The 19194-nt window shown below is 51.7% G+C and carries 19 protein-coding genes; 16 read left to right on the top strand and 3 right to left on the bottom strand.

What is annotated here, in order from left to right:
- The first annotated feature begins 56 nt into the window (after window positions 1-56).
- The 8 genes from WFK81_RS24995 to WFK81_RS24960 all read left to right on the top strand — a co-directional run bounded on the left by WFK81_RS24995 (window position 57) and on the right by WFK81_RS24960 (window position 6327).
- Window positions 57-347 (top strand): hypothetical protein, encoded by a 291-nt coding sequence (locus WFK81_RS24995; RefSeq protein ID WP_336789401.1) that lies wholly within the window; start codon window positions 57-59, stop codon window positions 345-347.
- Window positions 344-1072: an ABC transporter ATP-binding protein gene (locus tag WFK81_RS24990; protein ID WP_336789399.1), complete on the top strand. Its 729-nt coding sequence runs from the start codon at window positions 344-346 to the stop codon at window positions 1070-1072. Before WFK81_RS24995 ends, WFK81_RS24990 begins: the two co-directional genes overlap by 4 nt.
- Window positions 1073-1120: 48 nt before the next feature.
- On the top strand, window positions 1121-1339 hold the full coding sequence (locus WFK81_RS24985) for a hypothetical protein (protein ID WP_336789397.1): 219 nt from the start codon (window positions 1121-1123) through the stop codon (window positions 1337-1339).
- 30 nt (window positions 1340-1369) lie between these two features.
- The gene (locus WFK81_RS24980; RefSeq protein WP_336789395.1) at window positions 1370-2290 is read left to right on the top strand and encodes a polyprenyl synthetase family protein; all 921 of its coding nucleotides are present in this window, start codon (window positions 1370-1372) and stop codon (window positions 2288-2290) included.
- 127 nt (window positions 2291-2417) lie between these two features.
- A complete protein-coding gene (gene comX, locus WFK81_RS24975; RefSeq protein ID WP_015842656.1) occupies window positions 2418-2591 on the top strand; it encodes a competence pheromone ComX in 174 nt (57 codons plus the stop codon).
- A 46-nt stretch (window positions 2592-2637) separates the two neighbouring features.
- Window positions 2638-5031: an ATP-binding protein gene (locus tag WFK81_RS24970; protein WP_336789393.1), complete on the top strand. Its 2394-nt coding sequence runs from the start codon at window positions 2638-2640 to the stop codon at window positions 5029-5031.
- Window positions 5009-5665, top strand: a complete 657-nt coding sequence (locus WFK81_RS24965) for a response regulator transcription factor (protein ID WP_336789392.1) — start codon at window positions 5009-5011, stop codon at window positions 5663-5665. Before WFK81_RS24970 ends, WFK81_RS24965 begins: the two co-directional genes overlap by 23 nt.
- Before the next feature lie 245 nt (window positions 5666-5910).
- Window positions 5911-6327, top strand: coding sequence for a hypothetical protein (locus WFK81_RS24960; RefSeq protein ID WP_336789390.1), 417 nt, complete (start codon window positions 5911-5913; stop codon window positions 6325-6327).
- Between the two features lie 49 nt (window positions 6328-6376).
- Here WFK81_RS24960 and WFK81_RS24955 read toward each other — a convergent pair whose 3' ends face one another.
- Entirely contained in the window at window positions 6377-8305 is a 1929-nt protein-coding gene (locus WFK81_RS24955) for an ABC-F family ATP-binding cassette domain-containing protein (protein ID WP_336789388.1), read from the bottom strand.
- A 113-nt stretch (window positions 8306-8418) separates the two neighbouring features.
- On the opposite strand from WFK81_RS24955, the gene WFK81_RS24950 reads away from it, so the two are divergent.
- From WFK81_RS24950 to tatC, 6 genes are read left to right on the top strand one after another with little or no spacing between them, the layout of a single operon-like run.
- The gene (locus tag WFK81_RS24950) at window positions 8419-9057 is read left to right on the top strand and encodes a 5-formyltetrahydrofolate cyclo-ligase (RefSeq protein WP_336789387.1); all 639 of its coding nucleotides are present in this window, start codon (window positions 8419-8421) and stop codon (window positions 9055-9057) included.
- Window positions 9057-9533 carry a cyclic pyranopterin monophosphate synthase MoaC gene (gene moaC, locus WFK81_RS24945; RefSeq protein ID WP_336789385.1) on the top strand — a complete coding sequence of 159 codons (477 nt, stop codon included), beginning with the start codon at window positions 9057-9059 and terminating at the stop codon, window positions 9531-9533. Before WFK81_RS24950 ends, moaC begins: the two co-directional genes overlap by 1 nt.
- Window positions 9534-9561: 28 nt before the next feature.
- Window positions 9562-10053 carry a MogA/MoaB family molybdenum cofactor biosynthesis protein gene (locus tag WFK81_RS24940; RefSeq protein ID WP_336789383.1) on the top strand — a complete coding sequence of 164 codons (492 nt, stop codon included), beginning with the start codon at window positions 9562-9564 and terminating at the stop codon, window positions 10051-10053.
- Window positions 10050-11069, top strand: a complete 1020-nt coding sequence (locus WFK81_RS24935) for a molybdopterin-binding protein (RefSeq protein ID WP_336789381.1) — start codon at window positions 10050-10052, stop codon at window positions 11067-11069. Before WFK81_RS24940 ends, WFK81_RS24935 begins: the two co-directional genes overlap by 4 nt.
- Before the next feature lie 41 nt (window positions 11070-11110).
- On the top strand, window positions 11111-11332 hold the full coding sequence (locus WFK81_RS24930; RefSeq protein ID WP_336789380.1) for a twin-arginine translocase TatA/TatE family subunit: 222 nt from the start codon (window positions 11111-11113) through the stop codon (window positions 11330-11332).
- Between the two features lie 37 nt (window positions 11333-11369).
- Entirely contained in the window at window positions 11370-12182 is an 813-nt protein-coding gene (gene tatC / locus WFK81_RS24925) for a twin-arginine translocase subunit TatC (protein ID WP_336789378.1), read from the top strand.
- 211 nt (window positions 12183-12393) lie between these two features.
- Here tatC and WFK81_RS24920 read toward each other — a convergent pair whose 3' ends face one another.
- Window positions 12394-13629, bottom strand: a complete 1236-nt coding sequence (locus WFK81_RS24920) for a sugar phosphate nucleotidyltransferase (protein WP_336789376.1) — start codon at window positions 13627-13629, stop codon at window positions 12394-12396.
- 261 nt (window positions 13630-13890) lie between these two features.
- Between WFK81_RS24920 and glgB the strand changes: the two genes are divergently transcribed.
- Together glgB and glgA are read left to right on the top strand one after the other, a co-directional pair.
- Window positions 13891-15921, top strand: coding sequence for a 1,4-alpha-glucan branching protein GlgB (glgB, locus tag WFK81_RS24915; protein WP_336789374.1), 2031 nt, complete (start codon window positions 13891-13893; stop codon window positions 15919-15921).
- A gap of 27 nt (window positions 15922-15948) precedes the next feature.
- Window positions 15949-17382, top strand: coding sequence for a glycogen synthase GlgA (gene glgA / locus WFK81_RS24910; RefSeq protein ID WP_336789373.1), 1434 nt, complete (start codon window positions 15949-15951; stop codon window positions 17380-17382).
- A gap of 39 nt (window positions 17383-17421) precedes the next feature.
- On the opposite strand, the gene WFK81_RS24905 is transcribed toward glgA, so the two are convergent.
- Window positions 17422-19170 (bottom strand): alpha-glycosidase, encoded by a 1749-nt coding sequence (locus WFK81_RS24905; RefSeq protein ID WP_336789372.1) that lies wholly within the window; start codon window positions 19168-19170, stop codon window positions 17422-17424.
- Window positions 19171-19194 lie beyond the last annotated feature (24 nt).

Here is a 19194-nt window from a genome sequence, read left to right as displayed (position 1 = left end):
GATAATGTGGATAACGTGGATATCGCTGCTGACAAGGAAGGTTTTGTAAGTAATTAGTGACATTAACCTTTACAAATCACGCTTTGTTATCGACAGAATTAACTAACAATTCACTTTTTGTTGTGGATAAACCTGTGGAAAAGGTGGACATTTACCCCGAAAGCACAACTTTTGCGCTTTCGGGGCTTTTTTTGCGGTTGCGCCCCGCAAACCATGCCGCAAAAAAATTGCGTGATTCTGCAGTATGGTTTTCGGTGAAAACATTTTCAGAATCAGGTAAGGTTAAATTACTAGATCACGTTCCGGCGAATAGGTATTCCGGCCTGAATGGAGGAGAGCTGCAGTGAACTTAGAGACGGTCATTCAAGTAAGCTCGATATGTAAATGCTATGGTCCGTACAACGCATTAAATGAAGTCTCCTTTGAAGTAAACAGAGGCGAGCTGTTTGGCATTATCGGGACAAGCGGGGCAGGCAAAACAACCCTGCTGGAGATGCTCATGGGACTTCGCAGACCTGATCAGGGAACGATAGAGGTACTTGGCATGGACGCCATTATGGAAGCCAAGCAGCTGAAGGAATATATCGGCATGCATATGTACAGCAATTCGCTCGTAGACAATTTAACGGTCCGTGAAGCGCTGGAATTGTTCCAATCGTTTTACATAAAACAAAATGATATCGATCGGATTATTGCGGATCTGGAGCTGGAGCCGTACGTGAACAAGCCGGTCAAACGGCTGTCAGGCGGCTGGCAGCAGCGCATCGCGCTTGCTTTTGCGCTGGTAAACGATCCTGAAATTATATTCTTGGATGAGCCGACAACCGGACTTGATAAGCAGGCGAGGGCGGATTATTGGGCCCTGCTTATGAAGCTGAAGAGTCAAGGCAAAACGATCGTTATGGCATCCCATGATATGGGGGAAATGCAGCGGAATTGCGATCGCATTGCGGTGCTGCGCAAAGGGGATATCGTCAGATGCGATTCTCCGCAGCAGCTCATCTCCCAAATTCCCGAGGGCTGTTTTTCGATGGAGGGCGTTTACGTTCATTTCGCTTACGCGGAAATGTAAAACCCTGCTTAGCGATCCGGTCTAGTTTGAAGGAGGACTTTTGTACAGATGAATCCGAGAAACGACACCAACGAAAGTCCGTCCGTTCATCGAAGCCAGGTGATAGAGAAGCGCATGGAGATGATTGCCGCGCTGCTCGATAAATTAAATGGGGAGGAGATCGTCCAACAATCCAAAACCAAACCACAATCTCAAAAGCGGAAGGGGCGAAATAATGACAAGCTGTTGCAAATAGTTGGCGGCATATTCTTCCATCGTATAAGATAAGGATGACACTACCATGACGGAGGTCAGAGGATGGAAGAACTAGTGCCTATGATCGGGCAGGAGATGCTGCGGATTTCCGATAAGTACTTCGCAACGGAGCCGCTTCGCGGATATGCCCATGCTTTTATACGGGAAAAGCAGGCCGAATCGCTGAGATTCGGCCTATTGACCGTGCTTCATTACAGAATGTTTGGAGGAGATTCCGGGCAGATCTATCAGGCTGCTGCTGCGGTTGAACTGTTTATTCTTGCAACCGATATTTTGGATGATCTGCAGGACGGAGACGCGCCGCATCAAGCCTGGTCCCAGGTGCCGCCGGCGGCTGCGATGCAGACGGCAGCCTCCTTTATGGTGCTTTCGCAGCAGGCCGTGCTGGAGCTGGAGTTCGATCAAGGCTTGCTGCTCCGGGTGGTCCGGATGATGAACGGCCAATTGCTGAAGGCGGCAAACGGACAGATGCTGGATTTAATGAACGCGGTGACGGACGAGGATTCCTATCTCGCCATGGTTCGGCATAAATCGGCCGCGCTTATCGTATTCGCCTGTATGGCGGGCGTCATGCTCGCTGGCCGGGAATGGCATCCGGTCGTTGCGGAATATGCTGAAGAGGTAGGAATGGCGGCCCAAATTAAAAATGATATTAAGGACCTGCTTCGATGGGATGACAAGAACGATTTTATTTCGCGCAAAAAGACCCTTCTTACCTTGTTCCTTTTGGAGGAATTGGCTGAGGAGGATCAATGGATTTTGGACTATTTCGAAGGCAGGCTGCAGGCGAAAGATGTCGCAGACAGGCAGCATATGCTGGAAGAAGCATGTGACCGGACGGGGGCGGCCTTATACGGCTCCGTGCGCATGAGGATGCATTTTAATCGGTTCCGGGAACTGCTGGAAGAGGTACCGGAGGCCGCTTCGGCTAAGGACAAGCTCCTAGAGATTTTCTCCAGCTAGGGCCTTTCTTCATAAACCGCAATGACGATTGCGGAAAATACGGGGCATGTTGGCGTTTGCTGTCGAAAGATTTCCTGCTATAGTAGAATCAGAATTTGATTCTACTATAGCAGAGGAGGAATTTTAAATGTTGAAAGATGCTATTCGTTCGCTTGCTGCAAGCAAAGAGAAAATGTCGATGGTGATGGGTGGACAGCTGCAATTGGCTGGCGTATCCGCAGCTGAGCACAAAGCACTCCAAGATGCGCTGAAGAATCAAGACGAGAAAAAAGGCAATTACACGCTGGCTGTTTGGGGCTAATATAGTCATAAAACGACTTCGTGCGAGTGCAGGAGGAGATTAGACGATGTTTAAACCAACTCTTAGAATTTCAGCACCTCTCTTCCTGATTACCTTTCTCGTCATTTTGCTCTATTTGACCCTTACGATCATCAAGGAGCCTTTTATAGGCGTCGAACTAGTGCAAGGTTCAAAGGGAGATTATTTCGTGAAAGCTCTCGAGCCTGCCGGACAAGCGATTAGCAAAGGCATCTTGGTCGGCGATAAAATTCTTTCCGTGAACGGAGAGCCGGCAGGTCAATATAGTAATGTCAAAAAGTTTTTCTCCATAGAGAAATCAGATTCCGTGCTGGTCGAGCACAGCAATAAGGATCAGCAGCTGATCGAGTTTAACCGGGGCTGGTATGGGGATCATTCCAGTTGGGAATTGTTCATTCAGCTGTATATACCGCTTATTTCGCTGATCTTGTTCGCAGGGTTTTCTTCTTTTCTATATTCGAAAAGGAAAAATGACAGCGCGGCATTGATGCTTATGCTGTTTTTTGCCACGATCGGGCTATGTTATTACTCGTCGGCAGCATCCTATCGGAGCGATCCTATCGGATTCTCGATCATTTATTTCGTATTGCCGTCAATACCGGCTATTTTTCTTCAGTTTATGAATCAGTACATGAAGCGGTATAATGTCGTCTTCATCAGCAAAGCCGGATTAATCGGGATGCTGAGCGCGTTTGGCGCGGTTGAGCTGGGCATGCTTATGTATGTCTGGACGGATCTGGTGTCCAACAGCGCGTTTGTATACATACGGATGCTGTATTACGGAACCTTGATTATCGGAAATTTCATCTGTATCTATCAGCTCGTCAGAAAGTATTTGCAATACCGCAAGACGAAGTTTAATTCGCTGTTCAAAATTACGCTGGTGTCGCATATCGTGGCTTTTACGCCGTTTACGGCAATGAACCTGCTGCCGCTCTTTATCGGCGGAGGACAGATTTTACCGGCTGCCTTTACTTCGTTATTTTTGTTCGTGCTGCCGATCGTTTATTTCTATCTCTTAACATCCAATCAGCTCTTTGACATCGACTTCATCCTGACAAGGTTTAAATATTATACGCTTCTGTCTGCCCTGCCGGCTCTACTGCTAACGCTTGCGATTATCGGAGTGCTGAAAGGAAAGGCGGACGTATCCTGGATTGGTTACGTTCAAATGTTCCTGACGTCTTACGTTGTAATGACTCTCTTCTTGTATGTGAAGGAGCAGATCGACCATAAATTCCGTCCGAAGCTGTTCAAAGCGATGTACAGCTATCAGGACAGCCTGGACCGTTTCTCCCGCAAGGTTGCCACCGTGATGAAGAGAGCGGATTTGGAGGCGGTTCTGAAGCAAGAGATCAGCGACCTGCTCCCGGTTAACCGGATTGATTTTGTCCTTGTGGATCAGGCGGACGGCTCCGTGCACAAGCTGGGTGAATCCGACGAGGAGAAAGGAACTTCCTTGTTCCTGCTTCAGGTCGCGGACTCGCTGCAGGTTGGCGAAATGGTGGAGCTGCCGCATGGCATCGGTCTTGTAATCGGCCGCCAGCGTTCCAAATACCATGTCGTATGGATCGGCTCGAAGACGAACCATACCCGGTTCAATTCGGACGAGCTGCGCTGGTTGAAGACGCTCGCGAACTATTCCAGTATTGTCTTTGAGAATCTATACCTGATCGAAGGTCTGATAGAGGACCTGGAGTCGGAGGTACGCAAGGAGCAGACTACCGCGCCTTGGGTTCTGCGGTTGTTGTTCTGCCTGTCGGAGAACGAACGAAGAAAGCTGGCTGCCGATCTTCACGACTCCGCGCTGCAGGACCAGTTAATCTGGTACCGCAAGCTGGAGGGATTGATGAACGATTATCCCATCTCGGACAATCTTAGCGAAGAGCTGAACGAGATCAAGGAAGGCCTGCTGGATGTCATTCATCAGATTCGGGAGACCTGCAATGAACTGCGGCCGCCGCTCCTGAAAGAGATGGGCGTTATCGAAGCGGTAGAATCCATAGTCGAGCACTCGCAGATGCGCGATAATTTCGCCGTTGATTTCAGACCGAAGCCGTTTGCCCATCCGCTTAACGAAGAGCAGATTACAGCCATTTACCGGATCGTACAGGAATTGCTCCGCAACGCGGCCAAGCACGCGCAGGCGAACCGGGTCACCCTGGAGCTTGAACAGCGGAAAGGAAGAATCTACTTCCGTTACAAGGATGACGGTATCGGAATGGATGTTGATTATATGAAAGCATCCTTTGAGCACATGGGGCTGTCCGGCATTAAAGAACGGGTAGCGAGTCTTGAAGGAGAGATTACGTTCCGGTCGAAGCGCGGAAGCGGGCTGGAGGTTGTAATCAACTTGCCGGAGACAATGACGACCGGTCGTTCGGAAAGGGGATTATTGCGTGATTCGTATCTTATTAGTTGATGATCATCCTTCCGTAGGCGAAGGAACGAAAACCATGATCGAACAGGATCCTGAGATGAAGGTAACGGTCGTGCTGTCCGCTATGGAAGCGCTCGATGCCGTCAATCACGACCCCTTTGATATTATATTGTGTGACCTGAATATGCCGGGAATCAGCGGTCTTGAGCTCACGAAACGACTTATTCAGCAAGACCCTGACCGCCGGGTTCTTATCTATACCGGTTATGAGATCAGCACCCATTACAATCTTCTGATTGAATGCGGAGTTTCCGGGTTTATTTCCAAGACGGTATCGCGGGAGCAGCTCCTTAACAACATCCGCTGCGCGATGCGCGGGGAAGCGGTTATTCCGATTACCCTGCTGAAACAGCTGCGGCGTAATGAAGTGAAGATTACCCGTGCGGAGAAAGCGATTGAAGAGGTTTCGATTAATGAGCGGGATCAGGATATTTTGCAGGAAGTGGCAAACGGCAGCAGCAATAAGGATATTGCGGCCAAGCTTCATATGAGCCAGCGGACGGTAGAGTATAACTTAACCCGCATTTTCGAGAAGCTGAGTGTCCGTTCAAGATCCGAAGCGATTGTAGAAGCCAAGCGGCTTGGACTTATTCGCATGGAGCAATTTTTAACCTAACGATGCTTACCCCGACTTCCCGCGATTCGCCAATGGCGAACGTGAAAGTCTTCCTATATGGGATAGCTGCCGCGAAAGCCGCAGAATCGTATCCCCATGTTTTGTCTATGTAAGACCACCCTAACTTTTGGTTTCCCTCTCAATGCTTACGCCTATATGGCGTAAGCATCTTTTTTTACCAAAACAAAGTATAATGGTACCGATATGCTCATCAGCAAATATGAGTTTGTGGCGGAGGCAAAGCAATGAAATATATATGGTTATGGGCGGTCTATATTATCCTATTTACTCTGGCCGCTATCGGTCTGGAATTGCTGGAAGGGAATAAGATTACGACTACGGAATACTACGGGCTGCGCAACATGGGCAGCATCTTCGTTATGTTTTGCTTGCTCAGCAGCGTTGTTATGTACGTAGTTACGTTCTTCCCCTTGACGTTGCTTCTTACGAGGTTAGTCAAGCTATGGCCGGCAAGGATCATCTTATATTCCATTGCCGGAGGCATAATAGGAATATGGGTATTCGATCAATTTTATGATTTGGGCGATGACTATTACGTGAAGGGGTATGGTCTTAACGTAAATAGTGCCCTTATTTTGTTTGGATTGGCAGGATTCATCTACGCGGTAATGGACAGGTTTTTGGATCGGAAAAAGAAATAAAAAGCCTCCCGGCGCAATCATAATGGATGCGCGGGGAGGTCTTTGTTTCTTATTCGCTTAGTTGTTCCCACTGCTCATAAGCGGCGTTAAGCGATGTTCGTTTCTCTTCAATCTTGGCTTGGATCTCTTGAATGGCCATATAATCGTTAAAAATAGCCGGATCGGTCAGTTGAACCTCGAATTCGGCAATTTGCTCCTCAAGAGAGGCGATTTCCTGCTCCAGCTGCTCCAGCTTGCGAAGGCGGCTCCGTTCTTCCCGTTTGGCTTGCTTATCCATTTCGTAAGAAGTTGGAGCCTCTGCAACGGGCTGATTGGATTTGTTAGCCAGCTTTGCCGCCGCTTCAAGGCGGGCTTCCTCGAGCTCGGCTTTCTTTTCCATCATATCATCATAATTTCCTAGGAAATGCTCGGTTCCTGTCGGAGTGAGCTCGACTACACGTTCCGCCATCTTGTTAAGGAAATATCGGTCATGGGAGATAAAGAGCAAGGTTCCTTCATATTCGAGCAGAGCGGACTCAAGCACCTCTTTGCTGAACAGGTCCAGATGGTTGGTAGGTTCGTCCAGAATAAGGACGTTTGCTTGCTCAAGCATCAGCTTGGCAAGCGAGACGCGCGCTTTTTCCCCGCCGCTGAGGGAGGAAATACGCTTCAAGACATCCTCGCCGCTGAACAGGAAGTTGCCAAGCACGGTACGCACGCGGGCTTCCTCCATATGCGGGTATGTGCCCCATACTTCTTCGAGCACCGTATTGGACGGAGTTAGTCCGGTCTGCTCCTGGTCATAATATCCAAGCTTGACGTTCGAGCCCCAACGGACGGTGCCGGTCTGCGGTTGTCTTTGTCCAACCAATACTTTTAACAGCGTTGACTTGCCAATCCCGTTTGGTCCGATGAGGGCAACGGTTTCACTGCGGGACAGCTTGAAGGATACGTGCTGGAACAGCTGGCGGTCCTTCTCCGGAAACTTGACGGACAGGTCGGCGACATCCAGCACGTCTTTGCCCGTCTGGCGCTCGATCTCGAAGGCAAAGCGGGCTTTCTTCAAGTCGCCAAGCGGCTTGTCGAGCACATCCATTTTCTCGAGCGCTTTACGCCGGCTTTGAGCCCGCTTGGTTGTGGAAGCACGGACGATATTGCGCTGGATGAACTGCTCCATCTTGGCGATTTCCTCCTGCTGCTTCTCGTATTGCTTCATGTCCGCTTCGTATTCGGCAGCCTTCAGCTCTATGTACCGGCTGTAGTTGCCCGTGTAGCGTCTGGCGGCATGCCGTTCGATTTCTACGATGGTTGTAACAAGCGCATCGAGGAAGTAACGGTCATGGGAGACGACCAGAATCGCGCCGGAATAGCTGCGAAGATAACCCTCTAGCCAGGTCAGCGTAGGAATGTCCAGATAGTTGGTAGGCTCGTCGAGCATGAGCAGATCCGGTGCCTGCAGCAGAATGCGGGCAAGCGCAAGGCGGGTCTTCTGACCGCCGCTTAACGTGCTGATCAGCGTGTCCGGCGGGAAGCTGCCGAAGCCCATGCCGTGAAGGACGCTGTTAATGCGGGTGTTGATCTCGAAGCCGCCTTGCTCTCGGAACCAGTCTGACTTGCGGGAATAACGGTTGAGCACATCCTCGTAACGCTTGGGATTGTCATGAAGAGCCGGGTCGGCGATTTGCTGCTCCAGCTCGCGAAGCTCTTGTTCGGCTTCGATCAGATGGGAGAATACGGCGCGCATTTCCTCTATGATCGTGCGGTTCGATTGAAGACCGCTGTTCTGGGCCAGATAGCCGATCCGTGTTTCCTTGGCTTTATGAATGGCTCCGGAGTCGTAAGAGAGCTCACCCGCGATAATTTTGAGCAAAGTCGATTTGCCGGCGCCGTTTACGCCTACAAGTCCTACCCGTTCGCGTTCCAAGACTTGCATCGATATATCGGATAAGATGACGTCTATGCCATAATTTTTACTGATATTGGATAATTGAAGCAGCATGAATAATACCTCCAACAAATAATGACAGGCTTTTCCGTTCCATTATATATTACCAGTCGCCATTGGCGAAAGTTGCATAACAATGGTAAACTACAATTAAACAAAAAGCATGTATGGGAAGGCTGAGCCGGGGAACGATGAATGAACAATCAAACGGGATGCCGCTGGACAAAGGGGCGCTGCGAAAGGCCATCACAAAGCTGCGTGACGGCATTCCCCTTGAAGAGCGCATCATCCGGTCGGAGGCGGCATGCCGGCATTTAGCGAATTGGATGATGGATCGCGGAGTGACAAGCTTTATGTGTTATGTGCCGTTCCGTTCCGAATTGAATACCCGTTCGTTGATTGAGTGGGGCTGGAGGACAGGAGCGGAGGTTGTTGTTCCGAAATGTTATCCGGCGGACCGGTCAATGACTTTGCATAAACTGGGCAGCTGGAGCGGACTCATGGCAGGAGCATACGGCATCCTGGAGCCCGACCCGGATCGATGTCCGGCGCTTCCGGATTCCTATCGGCCGGGTCTCGTCGTTACGCCGGGGATCGCTTTTGACCAAAAAGGCGGACGTCTCGGCTATGGGGGCGGATATTATGACCGCTTTGCGGAGCGTCTGGGGCGTGAACGGGCGGATGTGACCTGGCTTGGCCTCGCGTTTGAAGATCAGCTTGTGGAAGATATTCCAATGCAGGCCCATGACAGGCGAATGGACGGTATTGTAACGGAGCTATCAGCAAGAGTTTGGAGTGACGGCTAATGGAACTGACGCATTTTAACGAGCAAGGCCGGGCGCGGATGGTGGACGTCAGCGATAAGGAAATAACGGCGAGAACGGCAACCGCCCGTACTCAAGTGAAGATGAACCCAGGTACGCTGGCCCGCATTAAGGAGGGCAGCATCGGCAAAGGGGATGTGCTGGCCGTTTCGCAGGTAGCCGCGATTATGGCCGCGAAGAAAACATCGGATTGGATTCCGATGTGCCATCCGCTTCCGTTGACAGGCGTTAACGTAACCTTCGGGGATAACGGACAAGATGAACTGTATATTGAAGCAACGGTCAAGACAACCGGCAAGACAGGCGTGGAGATGGAAGCTTTAACGGCTGTATCTGCCGCTGCGCTTACCGTGTACGATATGTGCAAGGCGCTGCAGAAGGATATGGTCATCGGTCCTACGTACCTGATTGAGAAGACCGGGGGCAAAAACGGAAACTATCGGATTGACAACCCATGAACGGATAAGGGATGGGAGGGAATAATAGATGCGGTGGAAAGTAGCGATATTGACGGCAAGTGACAAAGGCTCGCGCGGGGAACGTGAAGATACTAGCGCACAGGTTATTCGCGAGCTGGTAGAGGAAGAACTGGGCGGAGAGATTGTCGATTACCGGATCGTGCCTGACGAACAGGATGAGATCATGGCGGCCATTATCGAGATGACCGGATATTATCAGGCAGATCTGGTCTTAACGACGGGCGGAACCGGTCTGGCGCAAAGGGATGTAACGCCTGAAGCAACTCTTAAGGTGGTTGACCGCCTTGTACCCGGTATTTCGGAAGCAATGCGGATGGGAGCCCTGCAGAAGACCCGCCGTGCCATGCTCTCCCGCGGAGTATGCGGTATTCGCGGACAAGCGCTGATTATTAATCTGCCCGGCAGCCCGAAGGGTGTCCATGAAAGCCTGATGGCGATTATGGATCAGCTGCCTCATGCCTTGGAGATTATCACCGGCACGCATGGAGATCACGAATGAGCGGAACGGACACGATACTGAAGGAAGTTCCGGTACGGGATGCGGTTGGTCTGCGGCTTGCCCATGATCTTACGCAGATCATACCCGGACAGTTCAAAGGACGTTTGTTCAAGAAGGGGCATGTCATTACGGAAGCGGATATTCCAAGCCTGCTGGATATCGGCAAGGAGCATATCTATATTATGGAGCTGGGCGAGAGCGAGCTTCACGAGGATGATGCGGCCAACCGGATGGCAAAGGCGCTTGCCGGAGAAGGAATTGGGCTGTCCGAGCCGCATGAAGGCAAGGTCAGCTTGAAAGCTTCTTTACAAGGACTTGCGGTAGTAGACCAGACTCTTGTGGAAGCGATTAATGAGCTTGGAGAGATTGCTCTCGCGACGGTAAAGACGAATAGCGTCGTACAGGAAGGGCGGCCGCTCGCCGCAACAAGGGCGATTCCCCTTACCGTGCCTAAGGCAAAGGTTGAAGAGGTAGAGAGACTTGCCGCCGAATATAGAGCCGCTCATGACGGACAAGCTCCTCTGCGGGTTGTTCCTTTCCGCAAGCTGCGGGCGGGCCTTCTAACAACCGGAGGCGAAGTGTTTTCCGGACGTATTCAGGATAAGTTCGGTCCGGCCGTCCGTTCCAAGCTGGAGGCATTTGGCTCGGAAGTTGCCGAGCAGCGTTTTGCGCCGGATGACCGACAAATAATTGTCAAGGAAATACACTATTTGCTAGAGCAGCGTTATGATATGATACTAGTGACCGGCGGAATGTCGGTTGATCCTGATGACCGGACACCAGGCGCAATCAAAGCGTCCGGGGCGGATATTGTCAGCTACGGCACGCCAATGCTGCCGGGCTCGATGCTGCTTATGGGTTATTTGAACGGCGTGCCGATTATGGGATTGCCGGGCTGCGTCATGCATGATCCGTATACTTCCTTCGATGTACTGCTGCCTCGTATATTAGCTGGTCAGACTATCGTGAGAGAAGACATTGTCCGTATGGGATATGGCGGTTTGAACAACGGTTAGTGGAATACATAAGCGTATAACGATGAGGAGGAAGATCGAGGATGTCGGGTATTGGCGCAACAGGATTTATTTTGCTCGCAATTGTCGCTTTGCTGCTGTTTGGACCAAACAAGCTGCCAGAGCTGGGACGCGCATTTGGACGCACGCTGAGGGAGTTTAAAGCAGGCGCAAGAGATATGATGGATGATGAGAAAGACAACAAACGGGTTGAAGTGAACCGTACGGAAAATATCGAAGTGGATAATAAGCGGCTTCCGGACTAACCGGGCCCGCTTTTTTGCTGAAAGGGGGCTATTAAAGATGAGTACATCACAAGACAAGGCTTCCGGACAGAGTTTTGACCGGGCCCGAATTCGCGAAGAAGGCTTGATGCCGCTGTTCGAGCATCTTGGCGAGCTGCGGAAGCGGATTATTTATATGCTGATTGTCATCGTTGCAGGCCTTATTATCGGACTCGTTATTGCCGAACCGGCCTATAACTTCCTGATGGAGCAGGAGCCGGCTAAAGGCTTGCAGCTGCATGCGTTCTCGTTGTGGGACGGCATCGGCATTTATATGAAATTTGCCTTTGTCATCGCACTTTTGCTTGCTATTCCGTTCACGGCCTATCAGCTGTGGGCTTTTGTGAAGCCTGCGCTTAAGCCAAATGAACAACGGGCAACGCTCAAATACATACCGTTTGCGCTGATTATGTTCCTGGTTGGACTGGCGTTCTCGTATTTTGTCGTTTTCCCGCTGGCCTTTCATTTTACGCGAAAAGTTTCGGCGAATCTTAATCTGGAAGAAACGATTGGGATTACGCAATACTTCTCCTTTATGTTTAATATTTTGATACCGATTTCACTCTTGTTCGAGCTGCCGCTAGTGATTATGTTCCTCACGGCAATCAAGATTCTTAATCCGGTAAGGCTCCGCAAGATGAGACGGATTGCTTATTTCCTTATGATCTTTATTGGCGTCGTTGTGACTCCGCCGGATTTCGTATCCGACAGCTTGGTCGCGATACCTCTCATTATCCTCTACGAGATAAGCGTATTGCTGTCCGCATCGGTATATAAAAAGCAGCTTGCCGCGGCCGAGAAACGCGAAACGGAGTGGGCAGCGGGGCAATAGGATTTGCCTAAGATAGCCTGTTATAGGCTGTGATGGATACTCCTTTCAAACAAGGCGGAAATGCTCACCAAGAGTGAGTGTTTCCGCCTTAATTATGCGCTTGGGGGAGTTGTAAAAACGAAATAGCGAGGATCCCCGCCTTATTTTACGCCCATCTTCATGGACTTTGAGTCTATACCTTTCCTATTTGGCGCGTCATAACGCCATTCCACTAATAGCTTAATGCGTTATCTTTGTAGAGCTCGCGTCCGGCCAGCAAAGCGGCAAGAGTCTCGCGGCTTGCTGAAGTGGCTGTCTTGCGTCCGGAAGCGACTCGCTCGCCCGGACCGATAACGGCAATTTGCTCCGTCTGAGGGGCGCCTATAACCGCGCCGTCTTCGATTACCGCGTTTTCTCCGATTATCGCCTTATGAATGCGGACATTTCTGCCGATCCGCGCGCCCGGCATGATAATGCTCTCGTAAATGATACTGCCTTTCCCAACATCGGTGCCTTCGCTGATAACGGATCGCTGCGCGCTGCCTTCCATTCGGCAATTGTCATGAACGATGCTGTCCCGCTCGGCGGATAGGCTTCGGAGATTAGGGCGTATGCGGCATGGGCGCTTTAGACTGCTGCCATATAGGGGCCAATGCGGCTCAGATAGGCGCAGCGTGCCGTCGATCAGCTCCATATGCGCTTCCCACAGGCTGTCGACGGTACCGACATCACGCCAGTAGCCTTCATAAGGGTAAGCCGTCAGGCTTGCTCCATCCTGCAGCAGCATCGGAATAATATCCTTGCCGAAGTCATGGCTGGAAGAGGTGTTACCGGCGTCTTTCAGCAACACCTCCTTCAGCTTGTCGGTACGGAACATATAAATGCCCATGGAAGCCAGGTTGCTTCTTGGACGGGCAGGCTTTTCTTCAAATTCAACCACGCTATAATCTTCGTTGGTATTCAAAATGCCAAAGCGGCTTGCTTCTTGCCAAGGGACGCGTTTGACCGCAATCGTAGCGGCTGCGCCGCTCTTGGCATGCGCCTCCAGCATCGGCCGGTAATCCATTTGATAGATATGGTCGCCGGATAGGATAAGAACATGCTCCGGATTGTGCTGCTCAATATAGCTTAAATTTCGATAAATGGCATCAGCCGTACCGGTATAACATCCGTTCGGGGAAGCGTCGGAAGCGGGCAGCAGCGCGATTTCGCCCGGTTGTCCAGGCTGCACGGCATACAGCCATGCCTCGCCGCCTCCGATATGACGGTGAACCGTGTCCGCGCAAAACTGGGTCAGCACGCCAATCCGGCGAATTCCCGAATTCATGCAATTGCTAAGCGGGAAATCAATCATACGATATTGTTCCCCGAACGGTACAACCGGCTTGGCCAGCGCCGATGTAAGTGGTGCAAGCCGTTTGCCTTCGCCGCCTGCCAGCAGCATCGCCATGCAATTCATCTGTGTCATTCTATATTCCTCCAAGCTTTCTCGTATTAGGATGGTATAATCGATAGTGTCCTTGTAACATCTGCTTACACCGGAGCCTCTGCCTTTGAAACAGCTGTTTCTATAAAGCTATTAGCGGGTATTAAACATTCTGAAATGTGTTTTTTGGCTTACGAAGCAAGAAATGCCACAAAAAGCATGTGACATTTCTAAGCACACGCTTACGAAGTAAAGAATTGCCGCCAAAAGCAGGCGTCAATTCTTTTTAGGAGGTTGGAAATATTGAAACGAAGCATCAAGCTTAGCGCAGACGATATTTATCAATTTCAAGAAGGAACATGGCTGAGCAGCTATCGGAAGATGGGCGCTCACTTAGCGGTGGAAAAAGGACGCAGCGGCGTTCGTTTCACGGTATGGGCACCAAACGCGAGACGTCTTGCCGTAGCTTCGGACCGCAATAGCTGGAACGGGTTCAAGGAAGCTGGCTACGAGCTTGAGAAAAACGGAGAGTCCGGGATATGGAGCGGGTTTATCGAAGGGTTTGGCGATGGAGATTTGTATAAATACGATATAGAGACAGAGGCGGGAGGCAGGCAGCTAAAGGCGGACCCTTATGCTTTTAAGGCTGAAGTGCGGCCGCGCACCGCGTCGGTCATCTACTCATTAGATGGCTATGAATGGCAGGACAAGAGCTGGCTTCGTGGACGCAAGCCGCTGTTTGGCCAGCCTATAAATATTTACGAGGTACATGCCGGTACTTGGAGGCAGCATAAGGATGGGCGGCTGTATACGTATGAAGAGCTGGCGGAAGAGCTGCCCGCTTATGCGGCGGAGATGGGATACACCCATATTGAGTTGATGCCCTTGGCGGAGCATCCGTACGACCGCTCCTGGGGTTATCAGGGGACAGGCTATTTCGCCGCAACAAGCCGTTATGGAGAGCCGCACCAGCTGATGGCTTTTGTAGACCGTTGTCATAGCCTGGGGCTTGGCGTCATTCTGGATTGGGTTCCGGGCCATTTTGCGAAGGATGCGCATGGACTTCGTCTTTTTGACGGCAGCCCCCTGTATGAGAATGCGGATCCGCTAATTGCCGAGAAAGAGCAATGGGGGACCCTTGCCTTTGATTACGAAAAGCCGGAAGTATGCGGTTTTCTCATCTCAAACGCATTGTTCTGGCTGGACGTATACCATATTGACGGTTTTCGGGTAGACGCGATCACAAGCATGCTGCTCCGTAACTTCGACCGTCCGGATGGGCGGTGGCGGCCGAACCGGCATGGCGGCAGAGAGGATCTGGAAGCGACAGCCTTTTTGCGGAAGTTGAATACGGTAGTACGGACGCAATTTCCCCATGCGCTTATGATGGCGGAGGAATCGCATGCTTTTCCGGGCGTGACGGTTCCGCCGGAGCAGGGAGGGCTAGGCTTCACCCATAAATGGAATATGGGCTGGATGAACGATACGCTGAAATATTTTGCCCATCGGCCTGAGGAAAGACGCAGCCATCACGGGCTGCTGACGTTCCCGATCTGGTATGCCTTTGACGAGAGGTATACGCTGCCGTTGTCCCATGATGAGGTCGTTCACGGAAAGAAATCCTTGCTGGACAAAATGCCGGGCAGCTACGAGGAGAAGTTCTCGGGTCTGCGCCTGCTGCTTGGCTATATGATGACCCACCCGGGCAAAAAGCTGCTGTTTATGGGCGGCGAATTCGGCCAGTTTATCGAATGGCGCGATGAGGCGGAGCTGGACTGGCTGCTGCTCGAATATGAGCAGCACCGGAAGCTGCACGACTTTGTCCGCACATTGAATCGTTTATATATAGAGCAGCGATCGTTATGGCAGCTAGACTCCTCGCCGAAGGGCTTCGAGTGGATCGACTTCCGGGACGAAGAACAAAGCGTTATCGTGTACAGGCGCAAAGGCAGAGCGAATGGGGAATCGCTAATCGTCCTCTGCAATTTTCATACGATCGCCCATACGCGGTACCGGATAGGAGTCCCGAGCCAAGGCGGCTATAAAATATTGCTGAACAGCGACAGCGCTGCTTACGGAGGGTTCGGGTTCAAGGAACAAGAAGCCGCGGAAGGGGCAGTCTTCCGGTCGGAGCCTGTTGTCTGGCATGGCCGCAAGCATAGCATTGAGCTTCCGCTTCCGCCGCTCTCGGTCGTTATATTGAAGCGGGAAAAGGAATCGCGGGCTGCCGTCCGCCTGGAGCAGGAGCCGCAATCCCTGCATAAGGAGCTTGCTCTTCCGGTACCGGGCAGCAAGCGCATAAGCCGGCAGAGGGAACGGACTGCAATGGTATAGAAGCTGGAAGCAAAGGGGAGAGGGAACTTGAAGGTATTGTTCGTGGGGGCGGAATGCGCCCCGTTTCTGAAGACTGGCGGGCTAGGAGATGTGCTTGGCGCGCTGCCTGCCGCACTTAAGCCGTTAGGAGTTGAAGCGCGCGTCATGCTGCCGCTCTACACTTCCATACCGGAGCGCTACCGCTCGCGGATGAAAACCATTGCAGAGATTCGGGTATCGGTCGGCTGGCGGTACGCGTATTGCGGAATCAGAGAGCTGGAGCAAGACGGCATTATCTATTATTTTCTCGATAATGAACAGTATTTCAAAAGAGGGTCCGCGTACGGCCATGACGATGACGGGGAGCGCTTTGCCTTCCTGTGCCGTGCGGCGCTGGAGGCCCTCCCCGCAATCGGGTACTGGCCGGATTTCATCCATGGCCATGACTGGCATACCGGCATGATTCCGGCGCTGCTGCGCCACCATTACAGCTGGCGCCAGGAATACGCGGGCATTAAGACCGTATTCACCATTCATAACCTGCAGTATCAGGGCAATTACCCGCCGCATGTATTAGGCGATTTGTTTGGCTTGCCGCCTCATTATTTTACGTATGATCATGTGGAGTTTCACGGATCGGTCAGCTTTATGAAGGCCGGCATCCAGCTGTCTGACCGGGTTACAACCGTTAGCCCTTCATACGCTTGGGAGATTACGACGCCGGAATACGGCTGCGGGATGGAGGGCACGCTGCGCGGCAGAGGGGACAGCCTGGTCGGCATCGTTAACGGAATTGACGACGTATTGTACAATCCGGCATCCGATACGCAGCTGCAGGCCCGATACTCGGCTTCTTCCCCGGAGGCCAAGCTTGTCTGCAAAACCGCTCTCCAGTGGGAGCTTGGCCTGCGCGAGGATGTTGAAGTTCCGCTAATCGGCATGGTTGGCCGGCTGACGGATCAGAAAGGGCTTCCGCTTGTACTGGAGCGGCTGGACGAGCTGATGTATACCGAAAATGTCCAGCTTGCCTTGCTTGGAACGGGGGATCCGCATCTGGAGCATCTGTTCCGCGAAGCAGAGCATCGTCACAAAGGAAGGGTTGTCTCTTATATCGGCTTTGACGACGGTCTCGCCCGCCGGATTTATGCCGGCTCGGATTTATTTCTGATGCCGTCGCAGTTCGAGCCTTGCGGAATCAGCCAGCTGCTTGCTTTGCGCTACGGCAGCCTGCCAATTGTACGGGAGACGGGAGGCCTGCGCGATACGGTGCATAGCTATAATGAATACACGGGGGAGGGCAACGGGTTTTCTTTTGCCCCCTATAACAGTTGGGACATGCTATACACGGTACGAAGGGCTTTAGCCCTGTGGAGGGACCAGGAGGTTCGCCAAAAGCTGTTAAACCGTGCTTTGCAGGGAGATTACAGCTGGAGCCGTTCGGCGCGGCAATACAAGGAGTTATACGAGGAGCTTTTGCCATAATAAATAGGGGGCCGGATTCTTCCGGCACCCCATTTGTATTTATTCGATTTTACGCCAGACAATCCGGTAGCCGTTAGGCTCGAGCCCGATAACAAGCTGGCCGTCAGGGTTGTCGATCGGCTCATCGGTTAAGGCATCGCGCCATCCGCCTTCGTTCATCGGATGCGACAGCTCGGCCGGCTCATCCGATCGGTTCATCCAAATCGTGAAATGCTCCTTGCCGTCCAGCCGCTCGTAAATAAGCGAGCCGCTGTCTTCTGCCGCCAACAGGATGCGGAAACGGCCGCTCCGAAGGGCGGCACGTTCCTTCCTTAGCGCGATTAGCAGCTTGTAGAAATCAAACAGCTCCCGGTTCTGCTCCTCCTCATTCCATACCATGCATCTGCGGCAATCCGGATCCTCCCCGCCTTCCATGCCAAATTCATCGCCGTAATAAACGCATGGCAAACCCATGGAGGTCATCATATAAACGACCGCTTGCTTCAGGCGCTTGGTATCGCCGCCGCATCGGGTCATAACGCGCGGGATATCATGGCTCGACAGCAGATTGAACAAGGTCTCGTTCGTCTGCTGAGGATACCGCATAAGCAGCCGGTTCATTTTCTCCGCGAATCGGGCCGGCGAGAGGGTACGGTCGGCGAAAAAGCTGAGCACCAGCTCCGTATACGGATAGTTCATAACCGAATCGAACTGGTCGCCTAGAAGCCAGCGCAACGAATCGCTCCATACTTCCCCAACAATAAAGGCTTCTTTATTAGCATCCTTAATGGCCGTACGGAAATCGCGCCAGAAGTGATGGTCGATTTCGTTCGCCACATCCAGCCGCCAGCCGTCGATTCCCGTTTCTTTCATCCAGTTCACCGCGATTTCGATCAGATATTTTTTCACATCCGGATTGGCTGTATTCAGCTTGGGCATATTGCCATAGAAGCCGAAGGTATCATAGTTCGGTATGCCGTCCTGAACCTCTACGGGGAAGCCGTTTAGATGGAACCAGTCTTTATATCCCGATTGCTCGCCCTTCTCCAGTACATCCTGGAAAGGAGAGAACTGTTCGCTCGCATGGTTAAACACGGCGTCCAGCACCACGCGAATGCCATGATCATGACAGACCTGGACCAGCTTATTGAGGAGCTCCTTGTCCCCGAAATGAGGATCAACCTCCCGGTAATCGATCGTGTCGTATTTATGATTGGAGGGCGAACGGAAGACCGGCGTCAAATAAACGGCGTTAACGCCCAGCTCGTTCAAGTGTTCGATGCGGTTCATAATCCCTTGCAGATCCCCTCCGAAAAAGGATTCTCCCTCCGGCTGCTCTCCCCATGGGCTAGTGCCTTCCGGATCGTTTGTCTTGTCCCCATTCTCGAAGCGATCGGGGAGAATCTGATAAAAGATCGCTTCCTTCGCCCATTCTGGGGCTTCGAACAAATCTATGGAATGAATGTAATGCGCTTCGAAATAACCGCCAGCCGGCGTAGGCTCCTCCTCGGAGAAGCCGTCTTCCGTCAGCCAGATTGTTTCTTCACCGCTATGCAGCCGGAAGCCGTAGCTGAATCGTTTGAATTCCGGCCGGATAACGGCTTCCCAATAATCATGCAGGCCATCGGCCGCAATGAGATCCATTTCGACTTCCTGGTAATGATGATCCCAATCATATTTATCTCCTGCGATTGCAACAACCCGCTCGACATCGCCGCGTTTGGTTTTAAGACGAAGATGGAACGTTTCCGGATCGTAGGCATACGCCCATCTGTGGCTGGGGGAATGATAGATGCTTTCTTTTTGCAAAACGGGTCATCTCCTTTTCTTTGC

This window comes from Paenibacillus sp. MMO-177 (assembly GCF_037147795.1).
Taxonomy (GTDB): domain Bacteria; phylum Bacillota; class Bacilli; order Paenibacillales; family Paenibacillaceae; genus Pristimantibacillus.
The sequence above is the reverse complement of the archived record's forward strand: the minus strand, read 5'-3'. Positions and strand labels throughout refer to the sequence as shown.

Excerpts from the sequence above, each read along its gene's own strand:
- WFK81_RS24955 (WP_336789388.1), bottom strand. The coding sequence starts at position 8,305 with ATGCTGCTTCAATTATCCAATATCAGTAAAAATTATGGCATAGACGTC.
- WFK81_RS24940 (WP_336789383.1), top strand. The coding sequence starts at position 9,562 with ATGCGGTGGAAAGTAGCGATATTGACGGCAAGTGACAAAGGCTCGCGC.
- tatC (WP_336789378.1), top strand. The coding sequence starts at position 11,370 with ATGAGTACATCACAAGACAAGGCTTCCGGACAGAGTTTTGACCGGGCC.
- WFK81_RS24935 (WP_336789381.1), top strand. The coding sequence starts at position 10,050 with ATGAGCGGAACGGACACGATACTGAAGGAAGTTCCGGTACGGGATGCG.
- WFK81_RS24985 (WP_336789397.1), top strand. The coding sequence starts at position 1,121 with ATGAATCCGAGAAACGACACCAACGAAAGTCCGTCCGTTCATCGAAGC.
- WFK81_RS24930 (WP_336789380.1), top strand. The coding sequence starts at position 11,111 with ATGTCGGGTATTGGCGCAACAGGATTTATTTTGCTCGCAATTGTCGCT.
- WFK81_RS24960 (WP_336789390.1), top strand. The coding sequence starts at position 5,911 with ATGAAATATATATGGTTATGGGCGGTCTATATTATCCTATTTACTCTG.
- comX (WP_015842656.1), top strand. The coding sequence starts at position 2,418 with ATGTTGAAAGATGCTATTCGTTCGCTTGCTGCAAGCAAAGAGAAAATG.
- WFK81_RS24920 (WP_336789376.1), bottom strand. The coding sequence starts at position 13,629 with ATGACACAGATGAATTGCATGGCGATGCTGCTGGCAGGCGGCGAAGGC.
- WFK81_RS24980 (WP_336789395.1), top strand. The coding sequence starts at position 1,370 with ATGGAAGAACTAGTGCCTATGATCGGGCAGGAGATGCTGCGGATTTCC.
- WFK81_RS24950 (WP_336789387.1), top strand. The coding sequence starts at position 8,419 with ATGGGAAGGCTGAGCCGGGGAACGATGAATGAACAATCAAACGGGATG.
- moaC (WP_336789385.1), top strand. The coding sequence starts at position 9,057 with ATGGAACTGACGCATTTTAACGAGCAAGGCCGGGCGCGGATGGTGGAC.
- WFK81_RS24970 (WP_336789393.1), top strand. The coding sequence starts at position 2,638 with ATGTTTAAACCAACTCTTAGAATTTCAGCACCTCTCTTCCTGATTACC.